A 20,533-nucleotide genomic window follows, 5' to 3' on the forward strand; every position below is an offset into this window, starting at 1 on the left:
ACATCATGACGGCCGCCTCGCCATCCATCGCCATGCCAATTGCCGTCGATACACAGCCGGTTGCCCTTTCGCCGCTTTCGCTGGCGCTGCCGCTTGGCCTCTTCTTCACTGTATTCGTGCTCGGCCCGCTGCTGTTGCTCGTCTATGTCAGTTTGCACAACGACCCGGCGTTGATCCATTTCGGGTTCGGCCAGTACAGCAAGTTCTTCACCGACAGTTTCAACGTCAACGTGCTGGTTCAAACGCTGTGGCTGGGTGTGAAGGTCACGGCGCTTGCGTTGCTGCTGGGCATTCCGCTCGCGAGTCTCTACACGGGTGCGTCAGCGCGCTGGCAAGGGCCGCTGATGCTTGTCATCGTGTTGCCGCTTTTGACGAGCGCAGTGGTCAGGACGTTCGCCTGGGTCGTTATTCTCGGGCGCGAGGGAATTGTCAACACGCTGCTGCTGCATGCGGGCCTGATCGATGCGCCGCTCAGACTCCTGTTCACGCAGGGCGCGGTGGTCGTCGCACTTGCGCAGATCGAGTTGCCGCTGATGGTGCTGCCACTCATCACGTCGCTGATGAACATCGACCCGAATCTGCGTCAAGCATCGCTCGCGTTGGGCGCGGGCAGTTGGCGCACGTTCTTCCGGATAACACTGCCATTGTCGATGCCAGGTTTGCTGGCCGGCTGCACGCTGGTTTTCGCGTCGAGCGTCAGCGCATTCGTGACGCAGACGCTGGTAGGCGGCGGCCAGCATGTGTTCATGCCGTTCTACATGTACCAGCAGGCGATCGAGGCCAGCAATTATCCGTTCGCTGCAACGGTGGCAGTCCTGCTGCTCGCGTCCGTGGCTATCGTGGTTGTTCTGGTCAACGTGTTCGGCCGTCGCAGCAAGGGGTTCATTCATGGGTGAAATCCAACGAGAAACGAGCGTCGCGAAGGCCGCTGGCCGACCGAAATCGCCGGGCCGGTCGCTGGAGCGCCGTTCGTTCGAACTGGTGTTCGGAGGGCTTGGCGCGATCGCGGCGCTGCAACTGATCTCGCCGACGGTGATCGTTCTGATCACCTCTTTTACCAGTGCGTATTCGCTGAAATTTCCACCGCCTGGATACTCGACCCGGTGGTACGAGGCGTTATGGAGCAACTCGCCGGAAATTCTCGAAGCCTTCGCGTTGTCGTTCCAGGTGGCGGCGCTTGCGTGCTGCATATCGGTGGCGGCGGCGGTCCCGGCGGCGCTTTCTCTCGCTCGCCGGCGCGAGTCCTGGGCGCGTGTGCTCGAGTCAGCCTTTCTGTCGCCGTTGATGTTGCCGAGTCTCGCACTGGGACTCGCCCTGTTGATGTTGTTCAATCAGGCCGGCATAGGGTTGTCGTTCTGGACGCTGGTGATAGGCCACATAGCGATTACCGCGCCGTACATTGTGCGCACGACCATAGCGAGCCTCGTGCAGATCGACCCGGCCTTGCACGAAAGCGCGGGCAGTCTGGGGGCCTCGCAACGCTATATGTTTTTCACGGTGACCTTGCCGCTGATTGCGCGCGGCGTGGTAGCAGGCACATTCATCGCGTTCATGAACTCTTTCGATAACGTTGCAGTGTCGCTATTTTTGTCGGATGCGCGCAGTGAAATGCTGCCGATCCGGATGTGGCACATCATCGAGGATAACCTGGACGTGCGCGCCGCCGCGGTATCGGGCGTGTTGATAGCGGTGACGCTTGTACTGATGGTGGTCATGGAACGCATGACAGGTATCTCGAGGCATTTCCGATGACGCGACGCGCGCACGTCCTGGTCTACGAGATGGCGCATCCGGAAGATTGTTCGGGCCTTGCACGCGATCTCGAACTGGGCCCGCTGCGAGCGGACAGCATTCGCGCAGTCTTCATCAAGACAGAAGGCAACGGGCTCGATAACGACTGGAGCCGGCCTCTTGCGCTGCGTTCGCTGTCGGCGCATCTGCCCGCGCCCCGGGGGGCGGATGCCCGTGCACCGATGTGCGTAGTCTCGGGCGGCTGTGAAGGGATACTGACACCGCACATGGTTGTATTCGCCTGCGTGGATAACGAAACGCAGGAGCTGCAAGGCGAGGGTGAGGGCATGCCGACGATGGCGGCACTGGCAATCGGCACGGCCGTTTCCGAACCGCTCGATGCCACCCAGATCGGCTATGAAGCGCACGCACTGAGCGCGCGCGATGTCGTCGAACGCGCGCGCCACGACGCCGGGCTCGATGAGTCCGAAGTTGCCTACGTACATCTGCTTTCACCATGGATGAGCGCGGCACTGGTTTTGTCGGCACCGCCGGACGCGGCTTTGGTTGCACGCACTGCTCACGCGTCCAAGCCGGCGATTCGCGCAGCCGCGGCGCTGGGCGCAGGACTGGCATTGAACGAGATCGAGTGGCCGGAGATTCGCTGGACCAGCGCGGGGCCGGTGGCGAGCCGGCATGTGAAGCGGGTTGCCGTTACCGCAGGCGACACGGACGGCCGCATTCACGCGCTGGTGCTTGGCAACAGCAGCGCATGGCGTGGCGCGTTGCAGGTCGCGAGCATCCAGATGTCGGACATGCTCGACCTTCAGGCGCTCGCGGCCGTGCGGCACGAGCGGTTGCTCGCCGGGTTCTTCAAGGGTGACCCGCCGCCCGACGGACGCGTGCGCGGCTCCCGGACCACGATGGGCAGCGACAGCGACATCCATGCGTTCAGGCACTTTCGCGCGGCGATGAGCGGCGTATTCGGCGCCGCGCTCGGCTCGCCGCGAATCTTTATCGGCGGTGGCGCGGAATATCAATGCGTACCCGGCGGCGGAATGCTTGCGACGGTGTTCGAAACTTGCGCGCATCGCTGATGCGGCTCTTCACGAGGCATGGCACATGATCACCGATATCGATTTGCAGGTCAGGCAGCCGTTTCATGAGAAGGGATTTGTTGTGCTGCACGACTGGATTCCACAGGACTGGCTGGAAGAACTGCGTGCCGTAACCGACCGCGTGCTGGCGCGGGCTCCTGACGACGCCGAGAAGTCTGCGCTGCTTGACTGGGAGCCGGAAGTCGACGCACAAGGGCGGCGGCGCGTGCAACGTATCCGCCGGCCTCAGGACATCGACCCGTTCTACTGGAAGCTGGCGCGGGCGGACTTCATCCTCGATGCGGTCGCCGCGGTGATCGGCCCGGACATCCGTCTCCACCACAGCAAGATCAACATCAAGGCGCCTGCAGTGGGTTCGGCGCTGGAGTGGCATCAGGACTGGGCGTTCATTCCGCATACCTACCCGGGCATGGCGATTGTCGCGATCTGCCTGGACCCGTGCGCTGAAGTGAACGGTCCGATTCGCTTTCTGCCGGAGTCGCATCGTGGCCCGCTTCACGATCACCATAGTGACGGTGTCTTCTTCGGTGCAATCGATCCCGCCGAACTGGATCTCGACCGCGCTGAACATGCGGTCGGCGAGGCGGGCATGATCTCCATTCATCACCCGTTCACCGTGCACGGATCCGGATTCAATCATGGCGTGCATGATCGAAGGATCCTGTTCTTCGAATACGCCGCCGCGGATGCGTGGCCACTGTTCTACGGCGTGCAATGGGACGAATTTAACCAGCGCATGGTGCGTGGTCAATCGACTTATACGCCACGCATGGAAGCGGTCGCCCTGCGCATGCCGTATCCGTCTGCAACCTACGGTGCAGGCAAGATATACGATCAGCAGCAGCGGTTCGACAAGAAGTTCTTTCGTGCTAAGAGCAGCGGAGAAAAAGCATGAACGAACGCACTATCGTGGGCTGCCGGATACTCAGTTCGCCGGATCGGTTGCGTCAGCAGGATCCAGTGCAACAGCGCTGGGACATCCATATCGCCGGCACTCGGATCGACAAGGTCGTGGCGACGCAAACGCAAGCTCCGCGCGGCATAGTGGTTGATGGCCGCGCGCTGCTCGCCACGCCAGGCTGGATCAACGGACACACGCACAGCCATGAAGGTTTTCATAAGGGACGGTACGACAATGTACCGCTCGAATTGTGGATGAACAACGTACGGCCGCTGGAGCCCATTCCGTTCACGCCGCGGCAAGTTTATCTGCGCACGTTGATCGGCGCGATCGATGCGCTGCGCTCCGGCACCACCACGATCTGCGACGACATGAACGCCAGTCCGGTGCTGCAGCCTGAGCTCGTGGAAGCGGCGTACCAGGCATATGAGGATCTCGGCATCCGGGCGCTTGTCGGCATCACGCTTTTCGACAAACCTTTTTTCAGGGCACTGCCATTCGTCGACGAAGAGTTCGACCCGGTACTGCTGGCCAATCTGGATGCGACCCAGCCCACGCCTGCCGCAGAGTACCTGAGCTACGCCGAATCGCTGGCGCGCGCGCGCCATCCGCGCCAGCATCGCGTTGGCTACCTGGCGACGCCGAGCGCGCCGCAGCGTTGCACGCAAGACTTCTTGATGAGCGTGCGCGAACTCGCCGATCGGCACGACTTGCCGTTGATCATTCACGTGCAGGAAACGCGTATGCAGGTGGTCACCGGGCAAGCGTTCTACGGCAGTTCGATGGTGGAGTATCTGCATCGCATCGGCTTTCTGAAGCCTGCAACCAGTCTGATTCATGGTGTATGGCTGACCCCGCGCGATATCGACCTGCTGGCTTCGAGCGGGGCGTCGGTGCAGCACAATCCGCAAAGCAACCTGAAGCTGGGCTCGGGCATCGCACCCGTCCCCGCGATGCTCAAGGCCGGAGTCAATGTGAGCCTCGGTAGCGACGGCTGCGGCTCGATTGAAAACGCCAACATGCTGAAAGTCATGCACGCGATGGCCCTGATCCACAAGATGCGGGGCGACGACTATACGCACTGGGTCGGCGCGGACGACGCCTTTCATGCGGCCACGGCGGCGGGCGCCAAGGCGCTGGGACTCGACGACATGATCGGCCAGATACGTCCTGGGATGCGAGCGGATCTGAGCTTGTGGCGTACCGATTCAATTCCGTTCGTTCCACTAAACGATCCATTGAGGCAACTCGTTTTCAACGAAACCGGAGCAAACCTGGCGAGTGTTTTTGTCGACGGCGAGCCGGTGCTCGAGCACGGCCGGCTGACACGTGTCGACGAAACCTCACTGTTGGAGGAAATCGCGGCGGAGTGGGCGGCACTTGCGCCCCTCATCGCCGACCGCGAAACCAAGGTCGAACAAATGTTTCCGTCGTACCGGCGTATCTGGGACCGCTGCTGCGCAACGGGCATCGATACGGCGGTCTACCCGGCACGCTTCGATCGCTAGATGCAATTCAGGCGACCCGGCGGATGCCGCATCACTCTCAGGATAAGGCGCCGGCCTGTGCGCCGGGCCGCGCAATTTACCTCACAACGTAAAGGAGCATCCAGCATGAACACTACATATAGTCGGTCACGGCGCGCCGTGTTGAAAGCTGTTGGCGCGGCGGCCCTGGTCGGTGCGGCCGGTACACGCCGCAGCTTTGCGGCGGACCGGATCGCTGCGGCGACCTTTCCCGGTGCATGGGAAACAGCGCATCGCAGCTTCCTCATTCCTGCATTCGAGAAGGCGAGCGGCGGTTCTGTAAATTTGATGCCCACCATGCCGTTGGAGATCATCGCGAAAACTGCCGCGGCCCGCAATAACCCCCCATTCGATGTTATCGTCGCCGACGAAGGCTCGTTCGCGGTCGCTGTTCAGGAGGGGCTCATCGAACCGATTCCGGCCGCGCTGTTACCGAACCTGAAATACCTTCCTGCGAAATTTGTCGATCCGCATGGTCTCGGTGTCTATGTGTCGGCTCAGGTCGTCGGCATTGCTTACAATACGGAAAAAATAAAAGTCGCACCCACGTCATGGAACGACCTCCTCAAGCCCGAATATAAAGGCCGCGTGGGGGTAGTGGGATTTGGCTCGGCTGTGGGTCCGGTATGGCTCACCGAGGTTGCGAAGATGCGCGGCGGCAGTGAAACCAATATGGAACCTGCTTTCGCCTACCTGCGCGAGCTGCTGCCGAACATTGGTGCGGTAGCGTCGAGCCCTGGCCAACTGGCGACGCTGATTCAGCAAGGACAGGTTGATATTTGCGCGCACTACAGCAACAACGTCGGCGATTTGCAGGCGAAAGGCGTGCCGGTCGAACTGGCGCGTCCCGATACAGGCTGGGGCATCGTGCTCACGTCGATGCACGTCGTTAAGAACAGCAAGGAACCCGCGCTGGCGGCAGCGTATATCAACGCGGCGCTGGATGCCGGGGTGCAAGGCAAACTCGCCGACGCGCCGTACTATCTTGTACCCACCAATACGCAGGTCCCATATTCGAAAGGATTGCAGCATTACGCTCGGAATGCTGCGGAACTTGACACTTTCAAATCCATCGACTGGGTCAAACTTGCGCCTTTGCGTCAGGGGTATATCGATCGCTTCAATCGGGAGGTAAAGGTCTAATTTGGACCGGCTAGCGTCTTTCCGGGGCGCCTGTTGGTGCGGGAAGACAAGACGGACAACGCAATTATTGTGGTTTCGGGCGTCGGTCTTCCTCGAGGATGCTCACGACTGCATCTAATGTTTTCGCGTAACCGACATGCCATACGCAACCCTTGGAATAGACATCTGACGCAAGCTCATATTTCACATGAATACAGTTTCGTTCGGATAACTACTCAATAGCAGTGAGGAGTGCATCGTCGAGCGGCTGGTACGGGCGAACTGCTCTAGCTGACGTTTTCTCAAGAGGGGGGCATAAGCCCGGTTGCGGCGATAACGCGGGTTATCGCGGCGATACTCGCCGCATAGCGTCGGGGCAGGGCGACTTCAGGGACGTTTGGCCTCGTTGGGTTGCTTGCAAGCGCCGACGATTGGATCTTCGGAAGATTGCTGTTCGGCCGGAGCGGTCGTTCGCCGGTTAATCTTGCTATGCCAGCTCATCGCTTAAGACCAGCCATTCATTAACGCCAGGGACGAACGTCTGCTACCGGCTTCAACGAACGAGCGCCTCCGACCCTTCCGAGTCATTCGAGCTTGCGTGTCCGTTGCTCCCATCACAATGAAAAACGGTTGAACTGGTTGTTTACAGATTCACTGCGTCGGCGCTCCTGGAAGTGTGGACCATGCATGGGTCAGTAATATTTTCGCTGTGCGAAAATATATTCGCTAGGTGAAACCACCTATTGGTGGTCAGATCGGAGCTTTGTTACAGTTTCGTCTACCGAAATAATGCGCGTTAGCCGAAATTATTTCAGCTGAAACATCGCTATCCATCGCATCTTCAAAGGTCGCCATGCAAATCGGAAAACCCAGTCAGCTACGCACGTCGATTTCTACCGCAACGCCTGACAGCATCACGGTCCGTAACCGGGATCTCTGCAAGGAGTTGATAGGCCACATGAGTCTGACCGACTTCTTTTGTCTGCTCCTGACGGGTCAGCCGCCCACGGACGTCCAGCGCCTGTTCCTCGATGCATCCCTGGTGTCGATTTCGGAACACGGGCTGGTGCCGTCCATACAAGCCGCCCGCATGACATTCGCGGCAGCCCCCGAGGCTTTGCAGGGCGCGGTGGCAGCCGGCCTGCTGGGATGCGGGTCGGTCGTCCTCGGCAGCTCCGAAGAGGCGGGCAAACTCTTCGCCGGGTTGCTCGCGAAAACGCCGCAAGAGGGCACGCTCGAACAGGTGGTCGAGCGTGAAATCTCGGCACTGCGGGCGCGGCGGGCGCCGTTACCCGGCTTTGGGCATCCGCTGCACCAGCAGGAAGATCCCCGCGCCACGCGCTTGCTCGCCATGGCGGACGAACACGGCACCGCGGGCGCGAACGTGCGGGTGCTGCGCGAGATCGCTGCCGCGGTGCCGAAAATCTATGGCCGGGCATTGCCGATCAACGTGTCGGGCGCGATTCCAGCCGTGCTGCTCGACGTCGGTTTTCCGCTCAAGGCCTTGAAAGGCGTGCCGCTCGTCGCGCGGAGCGTGAGCCTCGTCGCACATCTGCTGGAGGAGAGCATGGAGCCGATCGGCTTCGCGCTGGCCCATGCCGGCGAAAGCGCGATCGAATACGTCGGCTGAACAAGCACTCCCGGAATACAACGCGGCGGTTGCCGCACATGGAGCAATCGAAGTGATCAAGGTATTGCAGAACATTCGTGTCATCGAACAAGGCACATTCATTACCGGGCCGGCCACGGGGATGCTGCTCGGCGATCTCGGCGCCGACGTCATCAAGGTCGAGCAGCCCGGCTCGGGCGACCCTTTCCGGGCCTTTCGCGGCGGCCTCTACAGCCCGCACTTCCAGACCTACAACCGCAACAAGCGCAGCGTCACGCTCAATACGAAGGATGCCGGCGACCTCGCCACTTTCGACGAGCTGATCCGTACTGCGGACGTGTACATCCAGAATTTCCGGCCCGGCGCGGCAGCGCGCCTGAACGTGGACGAAGCGCGTCTTCGCGCAATCAACCCTCGCCTGATCTACTGCTCGATCAGTGGCTTCGGCCAGTCGGGGCCGTCAGCGGGACGTCCTGCGTACGATACGGTCGCGCAAGCCGCGAGCGGATTCCTCGGGCTGCTCGTCAATCCGGAGAACCCGCGCGTGGTCGGACCGGCAATCGCCGATTCGATCACGGGCTTCTACGCCGCCTACGGCATTCTCGGGGCATTGCAGGAGCGCGCGCGCACGGGAACGGGCCTGAGCGTGGAAGTGTCGATGCTCGAGGCCATGACGCATTTCAACATGGACGCATTCACGCACTACTATTCGGCGAACGAGGTCATGGGACCCTACAGCCGGCCGATGGTCTCGCAGTCATATGTCATGAAATGCCGGGACGGCAAATGGCTCGCGCTGCATATGTCGTCGCCGGAAAAATTCTGGCAGGGGTTGGCCTTGGTGATCGGCGTCCCGGGCTTGCTGGACGACCCGCGTTTCTCGACGCGCGAGGGCCGCATCGACAACCAGGATGCGATGATCGACGTCCTAACGGGAATATTCGTCGAGCGTGAGCGTGACGAATGGTGCAGCCTCCTGCTCGCGCAGGATGTACCGCACGCGCCCATGTACGACGCAAGCGAAGCGCTGGAAGACCCTCAGGCCAAGCACCTGGAATTACTGGTGAGCGCGCGCCACGCGACGATGGGCGAGTACAAGACCGTGCGCAGCCCGGTTAGCTATAACGGCGAGCGCTCGCTTTCGATCGTGCCGCCGCCGGTACTCGGCGAACACAACGAAGAAATCCTCGGGCCTCTGCGCGCGTGAGACATCGCCGCGCTCGCCAGAGATGGGCCCGGAACACATTGCCGGGCGGCGCGGGAACAACAATCAGGAGACTGTCATGGCGTTGAGCGTGGAAAAAGCCGGCATGAGCCAGCTTTCGCAGGACCTGGAGAAAGCAACGTACGACAAGGTGTTCTGGCGCTGTGTGCCGCTATTCTTTCTTTGCTACATGGTGTCGTACCTCGACCGGGTCAACATCGGCTTCGCGAAGCTGCAGATGCTCGGCGACCTGCATCTCAGCGACAACGTGTACGCGTTGGGCGCGAGCATGCTGTTCTGGGGCTACGTCCTGTTCGAAATGCCGAGCAACATCGTGCTGCACCGCGTGGGAGCGCGCCGCTGGATTGCCCGGATCATGGTGACCTGGGGCCTCGTCTCCATCCTGCTGATGTACATCGGGCCGCTGGGGCAGTTCTTCCATACCGGTTCGGCGACCATGTTCTACGGGCTGCGTTTCCTGCTGGGCGTGTGCGAAGCGGGCTTCTTTCCTGGCGTGGTTCTCTATCTGAACAGCTGGTTCCCATCGCACAAGCAGAACCGCGTCATGGCCGGTTTCATGGTGGCGCTGCCGCTGAGCTTGTGTATCGGCGGACCGGTCTCGGGCTGGGTGCTGCAGAACATGCACGAGACGCTCGGCTTTCGCGGCTGGCAGTGGATGCTGATCGTTGAAGGTCTGCCCGCCATCATCCTTGGGGTGCTGGTGCTGCTCACGCTGACGGAAACGATCGACGATGCCCGCTGGCTTACGCCGGAAGAGAAGTCGCTGTTGAAGCGCAACATCTCGTCGGAGAACGTGACGAAGACCCACGACTTTCGCGCCGCATTGAAAAGCCGGGGCGTATGGCTCCTGTGCGGCATCTTGCTCACCATGAACACCGGCTTCTATGGCTTGTCGTTCTGGCTGCCGTCCATCATCAGCGCCGCAGGGCTCAAGGACGCTTTTCATATCGGTTTGCTTGCCGCCGTGCCGTATGTCGCCGCCAGCATTGTGATGGTCGCGAACGCCATGCATTCAAACCGCACCGGGGAGCGGCGCCTGCATGCCGCCATTCCAGCGCTGCTGGCCGGTATCGCATTGATTCTCAGCGCGATATTCACGCACCAGCTCTCGGTGTCGATCCTGCTCATTTCGATCGCCGCATCCGGGATCATAAGCATCATGCCGATCTTCTGGACCTTCGCCGGCCGCCTGCTGTCGGGCGCAGCGGCAGCGGCGGGCCTCGCGATGATCAACTCCATTGGCAGCTTGTCCGGCATCACCGGCGCAATGATCACCAACATGGCGAAGAACGTGACCGGCGACGTCAACAGCGGCACCTACGTGCTGGGCGGATGCCTGCTGGTGTGCTGCTGCCTGATTCTTTCGATTCCCCGCGCAATGGCGTCCACCGGACGACCTGATTGAGCCAGGTTTCGTCGCGCGCGCCGGGGTAACCGGCGCAAGCGAATTACAAGTTGTTGTTAATTATTTAGTAATCCTTTAAATCTATTCGTATTTCATAGCTAAAAGAAAAACCTCCCGGAGACCGATAATGAAAACTTCCATCAAGGCGGCGTTGCTGTCGTCGGCTGCCATCACATGCTCGCTGGTCAGCATGGGCACCGCCTACGCGCAAAGCAATGTGACGCTGTACGGATTGATCGACGAAAGCCTCAACTACGTGAGCAACGAAGGCGGCCACAGCGCTTTCACGCAAACGTCCGGCAACGTACAGGGCAGCCGCTGGGGCATCAAGGGCACGGAAGACCTGGGCGGCGGCTACCAGGCCATCTTTACGTTGGAAAACGGCTTCGCGCTGAACAACGGGGCGTTCGGTCAGGGCGGCCTGGAGTTCGGACGCCAGGCCTTCGTCGGACTCACGACGCCCGCCGGCACGATCACGTTGGGACGGCAATACGACTTCCTGATCTACCTGTACTCGATGACCAACCTGTTCAACGTCGGTACGTACGGTTTCCATTTGGGAGACTACGATCGCCTCGGAGGGGAACGGCTCAATAACGTCATTGCCTACCAGAGCCCGACGTTCGACGGGTTGAAGGTGGGCGTGCTCTACGCGCCGGGCGGCCAGCCCGGCCATCTCGCGGCAGGCAGCGCGCAAAGTTACGGCATCTCGTACAGCAGCGACAATCTGAATCTCGCCGCCGCGTACACGAGCGTGAACAATACGACCATCACGCCGGCCGCGACGATCGGCGTACCCGACCTGTTCGGCACGCCGCAAAGCGGAACGGTTGCGCTCAACCGGATTTCGACTTTCGCGGCAGGAGGCAGCTACAAGTTCGGTCCCGCGTTGCTGCATGGCGTGTATTCGCTCACCGACATGAAGGGCGGTAATTCAACCGCCGTGCTGAGCACCTGGGAGGGCGGTGTGACCTATTGGCTGACGCCGGCGGTATCGGTGCTCGGCGGCTACGCCTACTCGAAGCTGAATGAAACCCGCTGGGGGCAATACATGGTCTCGGCTGACTATTTCCTCTCGAAGCGAACTGACCTCTATGCCCTGCTCAACTATGAGCACGTGCATGGCGGCGACGTCCAGGCTACGCTGTTCACGGCAACGCCTTCGAGCGGCGGCAACCAGACCATCGTCAGCCTGGGCATCCGGCATCGGTTCTGACGCGTCGCTGCCAGGGTTTTGCCGCCGAACTGTTTTTCGCAGGGCGAAAAACAGTATAGTTGAGCCCTGTCGATGACCGCCTACCTTCTTTCATGACTCAAACGCCGTCTGAACGCATTGATGAGACTCATCGGGATTTCGTGGCCGCGCTTGCGCGCGGCCTCTCGGTGATCCAGGCCTTTACCGAAGATCAGCCGGAAATGACGTTGAGCGAGGTCGCCCAGGCCGCGCAGATGAACGTCGCCACTGCCCGGCGCGCGCTGCTCACCTTGCACTCGCTCGGGTACGTGGGAATGCAGGGCAAGCGTTTCCTGCTGTTGCCGAAAGTGTTGTCGCTTGGGGTGGCGTATCTGCGCTCGATGAACTTCAAGGACCTGGTCAACCCGTACCTGCAGGAAGTCGCGGACGAGTATCGCGATTCCGTGTCCTTCGCGGTCCTCGATGGCGACGACGTGGTCTATCTTGGCCATGTACCCAGCAAGCGCAGCATTACGCGACGGGCGTCCGTGGGATATCGGCTACCTGCCTTCTGCACGTCGCTCGGGCGGATCCTGCTCGCCAATCAGCCGCTCGAAGAACAGCAGCGCCTCTTGACCCGCGCGCCTTTTCCGCAATATACGGCCAGGACCCTGGTCCAGCGCGACGACCTCGCCCGCGAATTCGCGAAGGCGCTGACCAACGGCTTTGCCACTCAGCAGGACGAGATCGAAATGGGCGTCGTATCGATCGCGGTGCCGGTCTGCGATCCTCAGGGTAACGTGATCGCTGCGATTAATTGCTCCTCGGAGACGGACCGCACCACGACCGATGACTTGATTGCCACGCGCCTACCGGTCTTGAGGGAGGCTCGCGCGCATATCGAATGGGCCATTCGCCGGGCGCCTGCACTTGTCCATTCGATCCGCTCGTCCTAGCGCGCGACGTAGCTCCATTGACAACCAAGTCGTATAGCCGGCCAACTCAGCTGGCGCCGAGTGCTATGGGTGTTGAATCTTTATCGTGGGCGTTCATTCCATTGGATCCGGGCCTATCTCTGGCTTGCCGCCTTTCGTACAAAGGTGGTCGAGAAGGTGCATGGCCGCTATCGGCAAAGGCGCCGTTGGTTTGAACAAGAGCTTGAGCTGCCGCCCGGCCCACGGTTCGTCGAGCCTCACCTTCGCGTAGTCGGAATGATCCCGGTCGGCAAGTGCGATTTCAGGGATGATGGCAATGCCCAGTCCGGCAATGACCATATTGCGAATCGCCTCAAAGTTAGTGACCTGGATGGCCAGACGCATAGGACGCCCAAGCGCCTTGGCCGCTTGGATAGCAAGGGCCAGAATGGAGGCGCCGTCTTGCATGCCGACGTGCTCGTAATCGAGGGTCTCTGCGAATTTCACGCTTTTACGTCGACCTAAGGGGTGGTCCGCGGGTGTGATCAGGACTAGCCGATCAGTGCGGAACGGCCGTTCCGACAGGCTTCCGTCGATGTAGGATGCCGCGGCTATGCCTATGTCCGCATCACCGCCGAGTAAATCCCGCGATACCTGCTCACTGAGACGCTCGACAAGCCCGATCTGGACATTGGGGAAGCGATTGACAAACGACTTCAGTTCCTTCGGCAAATAATGCGCCATCGCCGTCAGGTTGACGGACAGCCGCACCAGCCCTCGCACCCCGTCTCCATACTGCCCCATCTCACATTCGATCTGCTGCAAATGGTCCATCACGATCTTCGCTCGCCGGTATAGCGCGTTGCCTGCGGGCGTCGGCTCGACGCCGCGGCTACGGCGATGCAGCAACGGCGTTCCGGCGTCCCGCTCCAGGTCCGAGATGCGGCGGCTGACAGCGGACACTACGATATTCCCCCGTTCGGAAGCGGCGGAAATGCTTCCTCCTTCGATGACAAAAATAAAGAGGCGCAAAGTTTCAATATCGAAACGCATGGTCTGACAGATCCTTCACATAAAACTCGGGCCGAAGAGCTTTGCCGGCCCGTGACGGCAGTTGTCGCGAACGGTCAATTCAATCCGATCCCCGGCTTGCTATCCTCATCGTCAAGCATCTCCCACGCTTTCGATGACGGATAACCATGGCTTACCCCCAAACCCTGCTTGAAAAGATTTGGCAGCGGCACGTCGTTTCACAACTGGATGACGATTATTTTTTGCTGTATGTCGACCGGCACCTGTTGAACGAAGTGACGAGTCCTCAGGCATTCGACGGCTTACGTGCCGCCTCGCGCCAACCGTGGCGCGCTTCATCGGTATTGGCGACCGCAGACCATAATATTCCCACAACAAATCGCCTTGCGGGGATGCACAACGAATCGGCCAAGCGACAATTCGTTGCGCTACAGCAGAATTGCATCGAATACGCCTTACGTTTTTTTGAGCTGACGGACCGCAGGCAAGGAATCCTGCACGTCGTCGCGCCGGAGTTGGGCGAGACCCTGCCTGGCATGACGATCGCGTGTGGCGATTCCCACACCACGACGCACGGTGCATTCGGTGCGCTGGCGCTGGGTATCGGCACATCGGATGTGGAGCAGATTCTCGCAACGCAATGTCTGGTTCTGCGCCGGCCCAAGACACTGAACGTGCAAATCCGGGGCGAACTACCGCGCGGTACTTACGCGAAAGACGTCGCACTGGCGTTTATCGGCCGGTATAAAACCGACTTTGCCACTGGGTTTGCATTGGAATTTTCAGGTGAGACGGTATCCGGATTCAGCATGGAAAGCCGCATGACATTGTGCAACATGGCAGTGGAAGCGGGCGCTCGCTGTGCCCTGATCGGTGTCGACAAGAAGGTGATCGATTATCTCGACGGACGCCCGTCCAGCCCGGTTGGTACGGAGTGGGATGAGGCAAAGCGGCTATGGTCGACATTGCACAGCGATCCCTCGGCCGAATTCGACAAGACGGCGGTGTTCGACGTGAGCGACCTGCGGCCCCAGGTGACGTGGGGAACGACGCCCGCCATGGTCACGAGTATCAATGGATGCGTGCCCGACCCGGCTGCCGAGTCAACGCACGAGCAGCGCGCCGCAGCAACGCGTACACTGGATTACATGGGACTGGATGCAGGAACGCGGATTCGGGAAATCAGGCTCGATAAGATTTTCATCGGCTCGTGCACCAATGCGCGCATCGAGGATCTGCGCATTGCCGCCGATGTCGTGAAGGGCCGGAAGGTCGCATCCACGATCCGGCAGGCATTGGTCGTACCCGGTTCTGGGAACGTCAAGTACCAGGCGGAAGCAGAAGGTCTGGATCGGATTTTTGTCGAGGCAGGATTTGAGTGGCGCGAACCGGGCTGCTCCATGTGCCTTGGGATGAATAACGACAGTCTTGGTGAGGGCGAACGCTGCGCTTCAACCTCGAATCGAAATTTCGAAGGAAGACAAGGGCGTGGTGGCCGCAGCCATCTGGTGAGCCCAGCTATGGCGGCTGGAGCAGCTATCGCCGGACATTTCATCGACCCAGCGGAGCTCTGAATGAAACCATTCGTTATACTGAATAGCTACGCGGTACCTATCGACCGGGCCGACGTCGATACCGACGCGATCTTGCCGAAGCAGTACATGGCGTTGACCAGTCGCGTCGGATTTGGCGATTACCTGTTCGACAACTGGCGATATGCCGACGTGGGCGTGCCTGGTGACGACATAACGAAACGGACCAAGCGGCCGGACTTCCCACTTAATCAGCCCCGTTATCATGGCGCACAAATCATGTTGTGCCGCGCGAACTTCGGATGCGGATCGAGCCGCGAGCATGCTGTCTGGGCGTTGGCCGACTGGGGGATCAAAGCCATCATCGCACCCAGTTACGGCGATATTTTCTACGGCAACTGCTTCAAAAACGGCTTACTTCCAATAAGGCTGCCGGCAGAACTTGTCGAAGAGTTGTTCAGCGAGCTGGCCCGGATAGACGAACCGACTCCCATGACAATCGACCTCCCGGAGCAGCGGCTGGTTTGCCAGGGTGGGAAGAGTTATTCGTTTGACCTCGACGCCTCCCGCAAGAATTCTCTGCTGTCGGGCCTTGATGAAATCGAGCAGATATTGGCTAGCTACAGCGAGCGAATAAAGGCGTTCGAAAAGGCCCACTTCGCTGCTGAACCTTGGTTGGCATGACGTGGGATCAAGAAAGTGGAGCTACACGTAAAGCACGATAACGCTGACGCGAGCGAGGTACGTGAAAACGCCTCTCGACATTATCATCGATGGAGGGGTCGTTGATCATCGATGGCCGTAGCGGACGCTCGCTATCGTCGTTGGCGAATGGCCGGTCTGCAGCAGCAAGCCGGCATATCATCGTCGATGGACCAAGTCCGCCAAGGCCGATGACCTGCCGAGCAAAGCCGAACCTATCTCTACGAGTTTGGACATCTCATGCTCGTCTTTCGCTCGAAGAGGGTCGGAGAGAGCACGGAAGTTATATGGTTTAAAAGCGGGAAATACGGAAGTTATTTGGTTAATTTTCCGGAAGCTAATTGAGTTCCTCTACATTATTTTCGCTCTATGCTTTTCCGCAATTATGATTCATTTCCGCAAAAACGAGAGGCCGTATGTGGTGGACTTCCAACTTTTCCGAGCCGCCGCAAACCTCACAGACCGGATGAAGAGCCAGATGCTGCTTGCGCACGGTGGGCCAATGGCCGGAGCGCGTAGCGCTGAGCGGATGCTTGCCTTTGGCAGCATCGACAAGATGTTTGAGTAATGGTACGGCCGTAAACGACAGAAGCCGCCCGAAGGCGGCAAATTGCGCAAACGCGCAAACTGGTGGTTAGAGATCAGTCGGTTAGGAGCGCGCTGAGGTTGTGTGCCTTGATGATCGATACGATCTTCTGTCCGTACTGCGGATCTGTCGCATACCCGGCTGCGGCGATGGCCATGGCAAATGTCGTGCCGCTGGTATAGGCGAACGCGCCCCGGTACCGTGGGTTGGATAACAGGAACGAGGCATGATCCTGGATGCTGCCGAGTCAGTCCGAATACTTGCGCCACTTCGCCTGGACCGTCGTCCATTGGCCGTCGAGATACTCGCGCGTGGGCAGCATGAATACCGCACCAGCCCAACTTGGGTCAGCCTTCACGCCGAACAGGTTGAATGCCTCGGTGCAGAGCTGCGACGAACTCCATCCACTCTCGAGCGTGCCTTCGGCTACGACAAACGATGCCGGTATTTTTGATGCGGGTGCATTCGCACGCGCGGCAGGGTTCACCGCGGCAATGAAGTCGTCTGGTGTCATAGGACCGCCATTACCAGTTTGATGCATGCGTTAATCCACTCAGGCAGCGCTTCGTGATTCATCACCCTAGCCAGAGACCAAAGGATCACGATCGGCAGCACGACTGGTACGAAAACCTTCTTCAACAAAAATGTCCACGCTTCTGCGAGCCGACAGAAAATGCGCTTTACGGCCACGCCATGGTTCCACGCGTCGCGCATTGCCTCGTGTCTTCTGCGATTTGCTTTACTGCGGTCGTCGTGCTGTCGATCACGACGTCCTGATTGCTTAAGCGCAGGTTGACGGCGGCGAACTGGTTGGCCACATCCTTCCAGCGTTTATCGTCGGTTGTGAGGCTAGTGATCTCCTTGTCAGAGATGCCGGGCCGCTCTTGGCCGTTCATTCATTGCCCCGGGAATGAAAAAGCCGCCCGGAGGCGGCTGTGGTACGGACGTAAAAAAACCGCCTCGGAGCGGTTCGGCTCTACTTGCCTTTGATCGCTCGCCGCATTCGGGCTTCTATCTCATCCAGCGACTTCTCCCCGATCTCTACTCCGCGCGCATCCAATGCCTGCTGGAGCAACAGGATGACCTGGCTGTTCATCGATGCTTGGCTACAGATACCAACCCGGGAAAGCGGCTATCCGGCTTGTGGCAATATACGGACTTCCAAGAGTCGAGTCATGGGGGGAAGGCATGTCATTGATGAAAAAACTTGGCCGTTCGATAGGCCCGATCCGCCGATTGCATGATAGCCGGAACGAACTATTCGGGGCACTTCAAGCATCAGAAGAGCGAGTGCGCGATCTGGATCGCCAGTTAGAGATCGCTCGCGGTACACCCTTCTTCGCGTACTTCGCCGACTTTGATGCGATCGACTGCATGCGCCGCCATCAAGTTCGTGATCTAAAGCCAACCCCTGGTTTCCAGACTAACTGGCTTGGCGTGCTCGTTGACCCCAAGATTTATTCGTATCTCGCTGACCAGGGCGGCAAGCTGGAAGAATTTCCTCTCCCGGCCAACTGGCACGCCGACATTGCTGAATGGGCATCGGCGCTGCACGCTATCGAGTTGGCGCGCTCCGACACCTTCACCATGATCGAACTAGGATGCGGATGGGGATGCTGGATGAACAACACCGGTGTCGCGGCTAGGCGCACCGGTCGCAAAGCGCATGCTATCGGCATTGAGGGCGACGAAGGCCATCTTGAGTTTGCGCGCGAATCACTGGCGCATAACGGTTTCTCGCAGGACGAATACACGCTGCATCGAGGAGTCGCTGCGGCTACCAATGGAACCGCACTCTTTCCGCGTCAGGAATACGCTGGAGGAAAGTGGGGACTGGAGCCCGTCTTCGGCGCTACGCAAGAGCAACAGGATGAGGCCATGGCCGCCGGCAGCCACGATCTGCTGCCGATGATTTCCCTTGAAACCGCAATCGGCAACAGAGACAGGATTGATTTGTTGCACATAGATATTCAGGGCGGCGAGGCTAACCTCATCGAATCGTGCTTGCCGATCCTAAGCGAGAGGGTCGCCTACATCCTGGTCGGGACTCACTCAAAACACATCGAAGCGCGATTGTACGACACTCTGATTTCCGCTGGCTGGGCGATCGAGATGGAGCGCCCAGCCTTCTATCAGGTCGCTAACGGCAGGCCTGTGTTGTACGTGGACGGCGTGCAAGCGTGGCGCAATCCGCGTTTCATTCCATTGGGGAAAGTCTGAAGTCTAGTTTAAGGGAGATTGCGGCGCGGATCCCGTGCCCGTCTCCGGAGCTCTGAAGGTCGATCCGTTGTATGTCCACCAGCATGCCGGCTGCGGATCGAGATTTGTGACATCCACCATCTGTGCCACCTGATTCGCCGTAAAACGGTCTGTTATTGGCCATTCATTGCCGTCCTCCTGCAACAGCGGCTGAATGATCTCCTGTACGACACCGTCGCTCACGCGTGCATAGATCGTCATTATGCATACTCCCAAATTTCAATAATTCCAGGTGCGCCCGCAGCCTCGCCCGGTCAAGCAAGCCGCGGAGATAGCGGGCAAGCATCGAACGATTTTGATCGTTATTGCTTATTGCGGCGCCCGATTTCGACCGCGAGAGCCGCCATCGGGTACAGGCACGCGCTGAACCCCGAATAGAAGTGAGCGCCCATTATGCACAGAAGGAAAAGCATGACGGCACAAAGCCTCCGTTGTGCCCGGACCTTAAGGGCCTGCGCGATTAGTTACGTTGAATCGCAGGCACAACGTGTACCGCCGGCTGTGACAGTGTGTTTCTCAGCCGTTCATGCCATTGCTGATTAAAACCTTCGCCGGCAAGCCTTTGAACATGAGCCCGCGCGTGTTTAAACTCGGTACGACTCTTGCGTTCTCTCGCTCCGGCGCATTGTTTCCTACACAGTGCTGCCGTGCAACAGGAGACCGGGCCGATGGCTTTCGAGGAGCAACTTCAGGATTGGCGCGAGAGTGCATTGCGGGTGGAGTTGAGCGTCACCGCCGCCGTCGCAGGCCAGCATGAAATTATCCGCCTGATTAACGTTGCGCTGTTTGCGCGCGGTCACGTGTTGCTGGAAGGCGGCGTCGGGGTCGGCAAAACGACCGTGCTGCGCGCATTTTCGCGGGCCATCGGCGGAGGCTTCGGGCGCGTGGAAGGCACCATCGACATGATGCCGGGCGACCTCATCTATCACACGTATGTAGACGCAGACGGAAGGCCTCGTATTGATCCCGGTCCCTTGCTGCGCCACGGTGAAAGCCTGACGACGTTCTTCTTCAACGAGATCAACCGGGCGCGGCCGCAGGTCCAGTCGCTCCTGCTGCGCGCGATGGCCGAGCGTTCCGTTTCCGCGTTCGACCGTGAATATCACTTTCCTCACATGACGGTGTTCGCGGATCGTAACAAGGTTGAACGCGAGGAGACCTTCGAGCTGGCATCGGCTGCGCGGGACCGGTTTCTCTTCGAGCTGAACATGCCGACGCCGTCAGATTCCGAAGTAAGACGCGCGCTGGTTTTTGATCCCGTTTTCCACGATGTCGACGCATTGCTTGAGCGGGTGACGCCTGGCGTGGTCCGATGGGCAGAGCTGAACGACATCGGCGCCAGCATTCAACGCAACGTGAGCGCCAGCGCAACGATCGAGCGCTACGTGCTCGACATCTGGCGCGCGACCGAGAACCCGCTGCAATTCGATATTGCCCTGGACGGCGTTGACATGGAGCGGCTCATCCTCGTGGGTGCGAGTCCGCGCGGCATGAGCGCACTCTTGCGGGCAGCGCGTGTGGTCGCGTGGCTGGCCGGGCGCTCGCATCTGATACCGGAGGATATTCATGCCGTGTTGTTGCCCGCGCTCGGGCATCGCGTGTTCTTCACGCCAATCTACGAACTGCGCCGACAGGAACTTGCGGAAGCGCTAATTGCGCAGATCATGGCGAGAGTCGCGGTGCCGTAACGTCATGAA

General features: G+C 59.7%; 18 protein-coding genes and 1 pseudogene. 15 read left to right on the forward strand and 4 right to left on the reverse strand.

What is annotated here, in order from left to right; all coding sequences use genetic code 11:
• The first annotated feature begins 5 nt into the window (after window positions 1-5).
• The 11 genes from HB376_RS21650 to HB376_RS21700 all read left to right on the forward strand — a co-directional run bounded on the left by HB376_RS21650 (window position 6) and on the right by HB376_RS21700 (window position 12,767).
• Window positions 6-896 (forward strand): ABC transporter permease, encoded by an 891-nt coding sequence (locus HB376_RS21650; protein WP_213765715.1) that lies wholly within the window; start codon window positions 6-8, stop codon window positions 894-896.
• Window positions 889-1,752 carry an ABC transporter permease gene (locus tag HB376_RS21655; RefSeq protein WP_213765716.1) on the forward strand — a complete coding sequence of 288 codons (864 nt, stop codon included), beginning with the start codon at window positions 889-891 and terminating at the stop codon, window positions 1,750-1,752. The genes HB376_RS21650 and HB376_RS21655 overlap by 8 nt, the downstream gene beginning before the upstream one ends.
• Window positions 1,749-2,828 carry a ring-opening amidohydrolase gene (locus tag HB376_RS21660; protein ID WP_213765717.1) on the forward strand — a complete coding sequence of 360 codons (1,080 nt, stop codon included), beginning with the start codon at window positions 1,749-1,751 and terminating at the stop codon, window positions 2,826-2,828. The genes HB376_RS21655 and HB376_RS21660 overlap by 4 nt, the downstream gene beginning before the upstream one ends.
• Window positions 2,829-2,853: 25 nt before the next feature.
• Complete coding sequence (locus tag HB376_RS21665; RefSeq protein WP_213765718.1) at window positions 2,854-3,744, forward strand: phytanoyl-CoA dioxygenase family protein; 891 nt, start codon at window positions 2,854-2,856, stop codon at window positions 3,742-3,744.
• Window positions 3,741-5,258, forward strand: coding sequence for an amidohydrolase family protein (locus HB376_RS21670; RefSeq protein WP_213765719.1), 1,518 nt, complete (start codon window positions 3,741-3,743; stop codon window positions 5,256-5,258). Before HB376_RS21665 ends, HB376_RS21670 begins: the two co-directional genes overlap by 4 nt.
• 57 nt (window positions 5,259-5,315) lie before the next feature.
• A complete protein-coding gene (locus HB376_RS21675; protein WP_346730546.1) occupies window positions 5,316-6,419 on the forward strand; it encodes an extracellular solute-binding protein in 1,104 nt (367 codons plus the stop codon).
• Between the two features lie 832 nt (window positions 6,420-7,251).
• Window positions 7,252-8,028, forward strand: a complete 777-nt coding sequence (locus HB376_RS21680; protein ID WP_213765720.1) for a citryl-CoA lyase — start codon at window positions 7,252-7,254, stop codon at window positions 8,026-8,028.
• Between the two features lie 52 nt (window positions 8,029-8,080).
• Complete coding sequence (locus HB376_RS21685; RefSeq protein ID WP_213765769.1) at window positions 8,081-9,214, forward strand: CoA transferase; 1,134 nt, start codon at window positions 8,081-8,083, stop codon at window positions 9,212-9,214.
• A 76-nt stretch (window positions 9,215-9,290) separates the two neighbouring features.
• A complete protein-coding gene (locus HB376_RS21690; RefSeq protein WP_213765721.1) occupies window positions 9,291-10,637 on the forward strand; it encodes an MFS transporter in 1,347 nt (448 codons plus the stop codon).
• 127 nt (window positions 10,638-10,764) lie between these two features.
• Window positions 10,765-11,853, forward strand: coding sequence for a porin (locus HB376_RS21695; protein ID WP_213765722.1), 1,089 nt, complete (start codon window positions 10,765-10,767; stop codon window positions 11,851-11,853).
• A gap of 92 nt (window positions 11,854-11,945) precedes the next feature.
• Window positions 11,946-12,767, forward strand: a complete 822-nt coding sequence (locus HB376_RS21700; protein WP_213765723.1) for an IclR family transcriptional regulator C-terminal domain-containing protein — start codon at window positions 11,946-11,948, stop codon at window positions 12,765-12,767.
• A 93-nt stretch (window positions 12,768-12,860) separates the two neighbouring features.
• Here HB376_RS21700 and HB376_RS21705 read toward each other — a convergent pair whose 3' ends face one another.
• Window positions 12,861-13,778: a LysR family transcriptional regulator gene (locus HB376_RS21705; RefSeq protein WP_213765724.1), complete on the reverse strand. Its 918-nt coding sequence runs from the start codon at window positions 13,776-13,778 to the stop codon at window positions 12,861-12,863.
• A 146-nt stretch (window positions 13,779-13,924) separates the two neighbouring features.
• Between HB376_RS21705 and leuC the strand changes: the two genes are divergently transcribed.
• Complete coding sequence (leuC, locus tag HB376_RS21710; RefSeq protein WP_213765725.1) at window positions 13,925-15,331, forward strand: 3-isopropylmalate dehydratase large subunit; 1,407 nt, start codon at window positions 13,925-13,927, stop codon at window positions 15,329-15,331.
• The gene (gene leuD, locus HB376_RS21715; protein WP_213765726.1) at window positions 15,332-15,973 is read left to right on the forward strand and encodes a 3-isopropylmalate dehydratase small subunit; all 642 of its coding nucleotides are present in this window, start codon (window positions 15,332-15,334) and stop codon (window positions 15,971-15,973) included.
• A 659-nt stretch (window positions 15,974-16,632) separates the two neighbouring features.
• Here the strand turns inward: leuD and HB376_RS41755 are convergent.
• Both HB376_RS41755 and HB376_RS21725 read right to left on the reverse strand, forming a co-directional pair.
• Window positions 16,633-17,118, reverse strand: a pseudogene (locus HB376_RS41755) (glucosaminidase domain-containing protein).
• 139 nt (window positions 17,119-17,257) lie between these two features.
• Complete coding sequence (locus tag HB376_RS21725; RefSeq protein WP_213765727.1) at window positions 17,258-17,473, reverse strand: hypothetical protein; 216 nt, start codon at window positions 17,471-17,473, stop codon at window positions 17,258-17,260.
• A gap of 292 nt (window positions 17,474-17,765) precedes the next feature.
• On the opposite strand from HB376_RS21725, the gene HB376_RS21730 reads away from it, so the two are divergent.
• Entirely contained in the window at window positions 17,766-18,797 is a 1,032-nt protein-coding gene (locus HB376_RS21730; protein ID WP_213765728.1) for a class I SAM-dependent methyltransferase, read from the forward strand.
• Between the two features lie 3 nt (window positions 18,798-18,800).
• Here the strand turns inward: HB376_RS21730 and HB376_RS21735 are convergent, their stop codons facing one another.
• A complete protein-coding gene (locus HB376_RS21735; protein ID WP_213765729.1) occupies window positions 18,801-19,037 on the reverse strand; it encodes a hypothetical protein in 237 nt (78 codons plus the stop codon).
• Window positions 19,038-19,504: 467 nt separating this feature from the next.
• On the opposite strand from HB376_RS21735, the gene HB376_RS21740 reads away from it, so the two are divergent.
• Complete coding sequence (locus tag HB376_RS21740) at window positions 19,505-20,524, forward strand: MoxR family ATPase (protein ID WP_213765730.1); 1,020 nt, start codon at window positions 19,505-19,507, stop codon at window positions 20,522-20,524.
• The last annotated feature ends 9 nt before the right edge of the window (window positions 20,525-20,533 follow it).

Origin of the sequence: Caballeronia sp. dw_19, from assembly GCF_018449515.1 — a bacterium.
In the GTDB taxonomy this organism is placed as follows: domain Bacteria; phylum Pseudomonadota; class Gammaproteobacteria; order Burkholderiales; family Burkholderiaceae; genus Caballeronia.

Bases quoted from the DNA above. Each gene is read 5' to 3' on its own strand.
- HB376_RS21650 (WP_213765715.1), top strand. From the start codon at position 6: ATGACGGCCGCCTCGCCATCCATCGCCATGCCAATTGCCGTCGATACA.
- HB376_RS21655 (WP_213765716.1), top strand. From the start codon at position 889: ATGGGTGAAATCCAACGAGAAACGAGCGTCGCGAAGGCCGCTGGCCGA.
- HB376_RS21660 (WP_213765717.1), top strand. From the start codon at position 1,749: ATGACGCGACGCGCGCACGTCCTGGTCTACGAGATGGCGCATCCGGAA.
- HB376_RS21665 (WP_213765718.1), top strand. From the start codon at position 2,854: ATGATCACCGATATCGATTTGCAGGTCAGGCAGCCGTTTCATGAGAAG.
- HB376_RS21670 (WP_213765719.1), top strand. From the start codon at position 3,741: ATGAACGAACGCACTATCGTGGGCTGCCGGATACTCAGTTCGCCGGAT.
- HB376_RS21680 (WP_213765720.1), top strand. From the start codon at position 7,252: ATGCAAATCGGAAAACCCAGTCAGCTACGCACGTCGATTTCTACCGCA.
- HB376_RS21690 (WP_213765721.1), top strand. From the start codon at position 9,291: ATGGCGTTGAGCGTGGAAAAAGCCGGCATGAGCCAGCTTTCGCAGGAC.
- HB376_RS21695 (WP_213765722.1), top strand. From the start codon at position 10,765: ATGAAAACTTCCATCAAGGCGGCGTTGCTGTCGTCGGCTGCCATCACA.
- HB376_RS21700 (WP_213765723.1), top strand. From the start codon at position 11,946: ATGACTCAAACGCCGTCTGAACGCATTGATGAGACTCATCGGGATTTC.
- HB376_RS21705 (WP_213765724.1), bottom strand. From the start codon at position 13,778: ATGCGTTTCGATATTGAAACTTTGCGCCTCTTTATTTTTGTCATCGAA.
- leuC (WP_213765725.1), top strand. From the start codon at position 13,925: ATGGCTTACCCCCAAACCCTGCTTGAAAAGATTTGGCAGCGGCACGTC.
- leuD (WP_213765726.1), top strand. From the start codon at position 15,332: ATGAAACCATTCGTTATACTGAATAGCTACGCGGTACCTATCGACCGG.
- HB376_RS21725 (WP_213765727.1), bottom strand. From the start codon at position 17,473: ATGAACGGCCAAGAGCGGCCCGGCATCTCTGACAAGGAGATCACTAGC.
- HB376_RS21730 (WP_213765728.1), top strand. From the start codon at position 17,766: ATGTCATTGATGAAAAAACTTGGCCGTTCGATAGGCCCGATCCGCCGA.
- HB376_RS21735 (WP_213765729.1), bottom strand. From the start codon at position 19,037: ATGACGATCTATGCACGCGTGAGCGACGGTGTCGTACAGGAGATCATT.
- HB376_RS21740 (WP_213765730.1), top strand. From the start codon at position 19,505: ATGGCTTTCGAGGAGCAACTTCAGGATTGGCGCGAGAGTGCATTGCGG.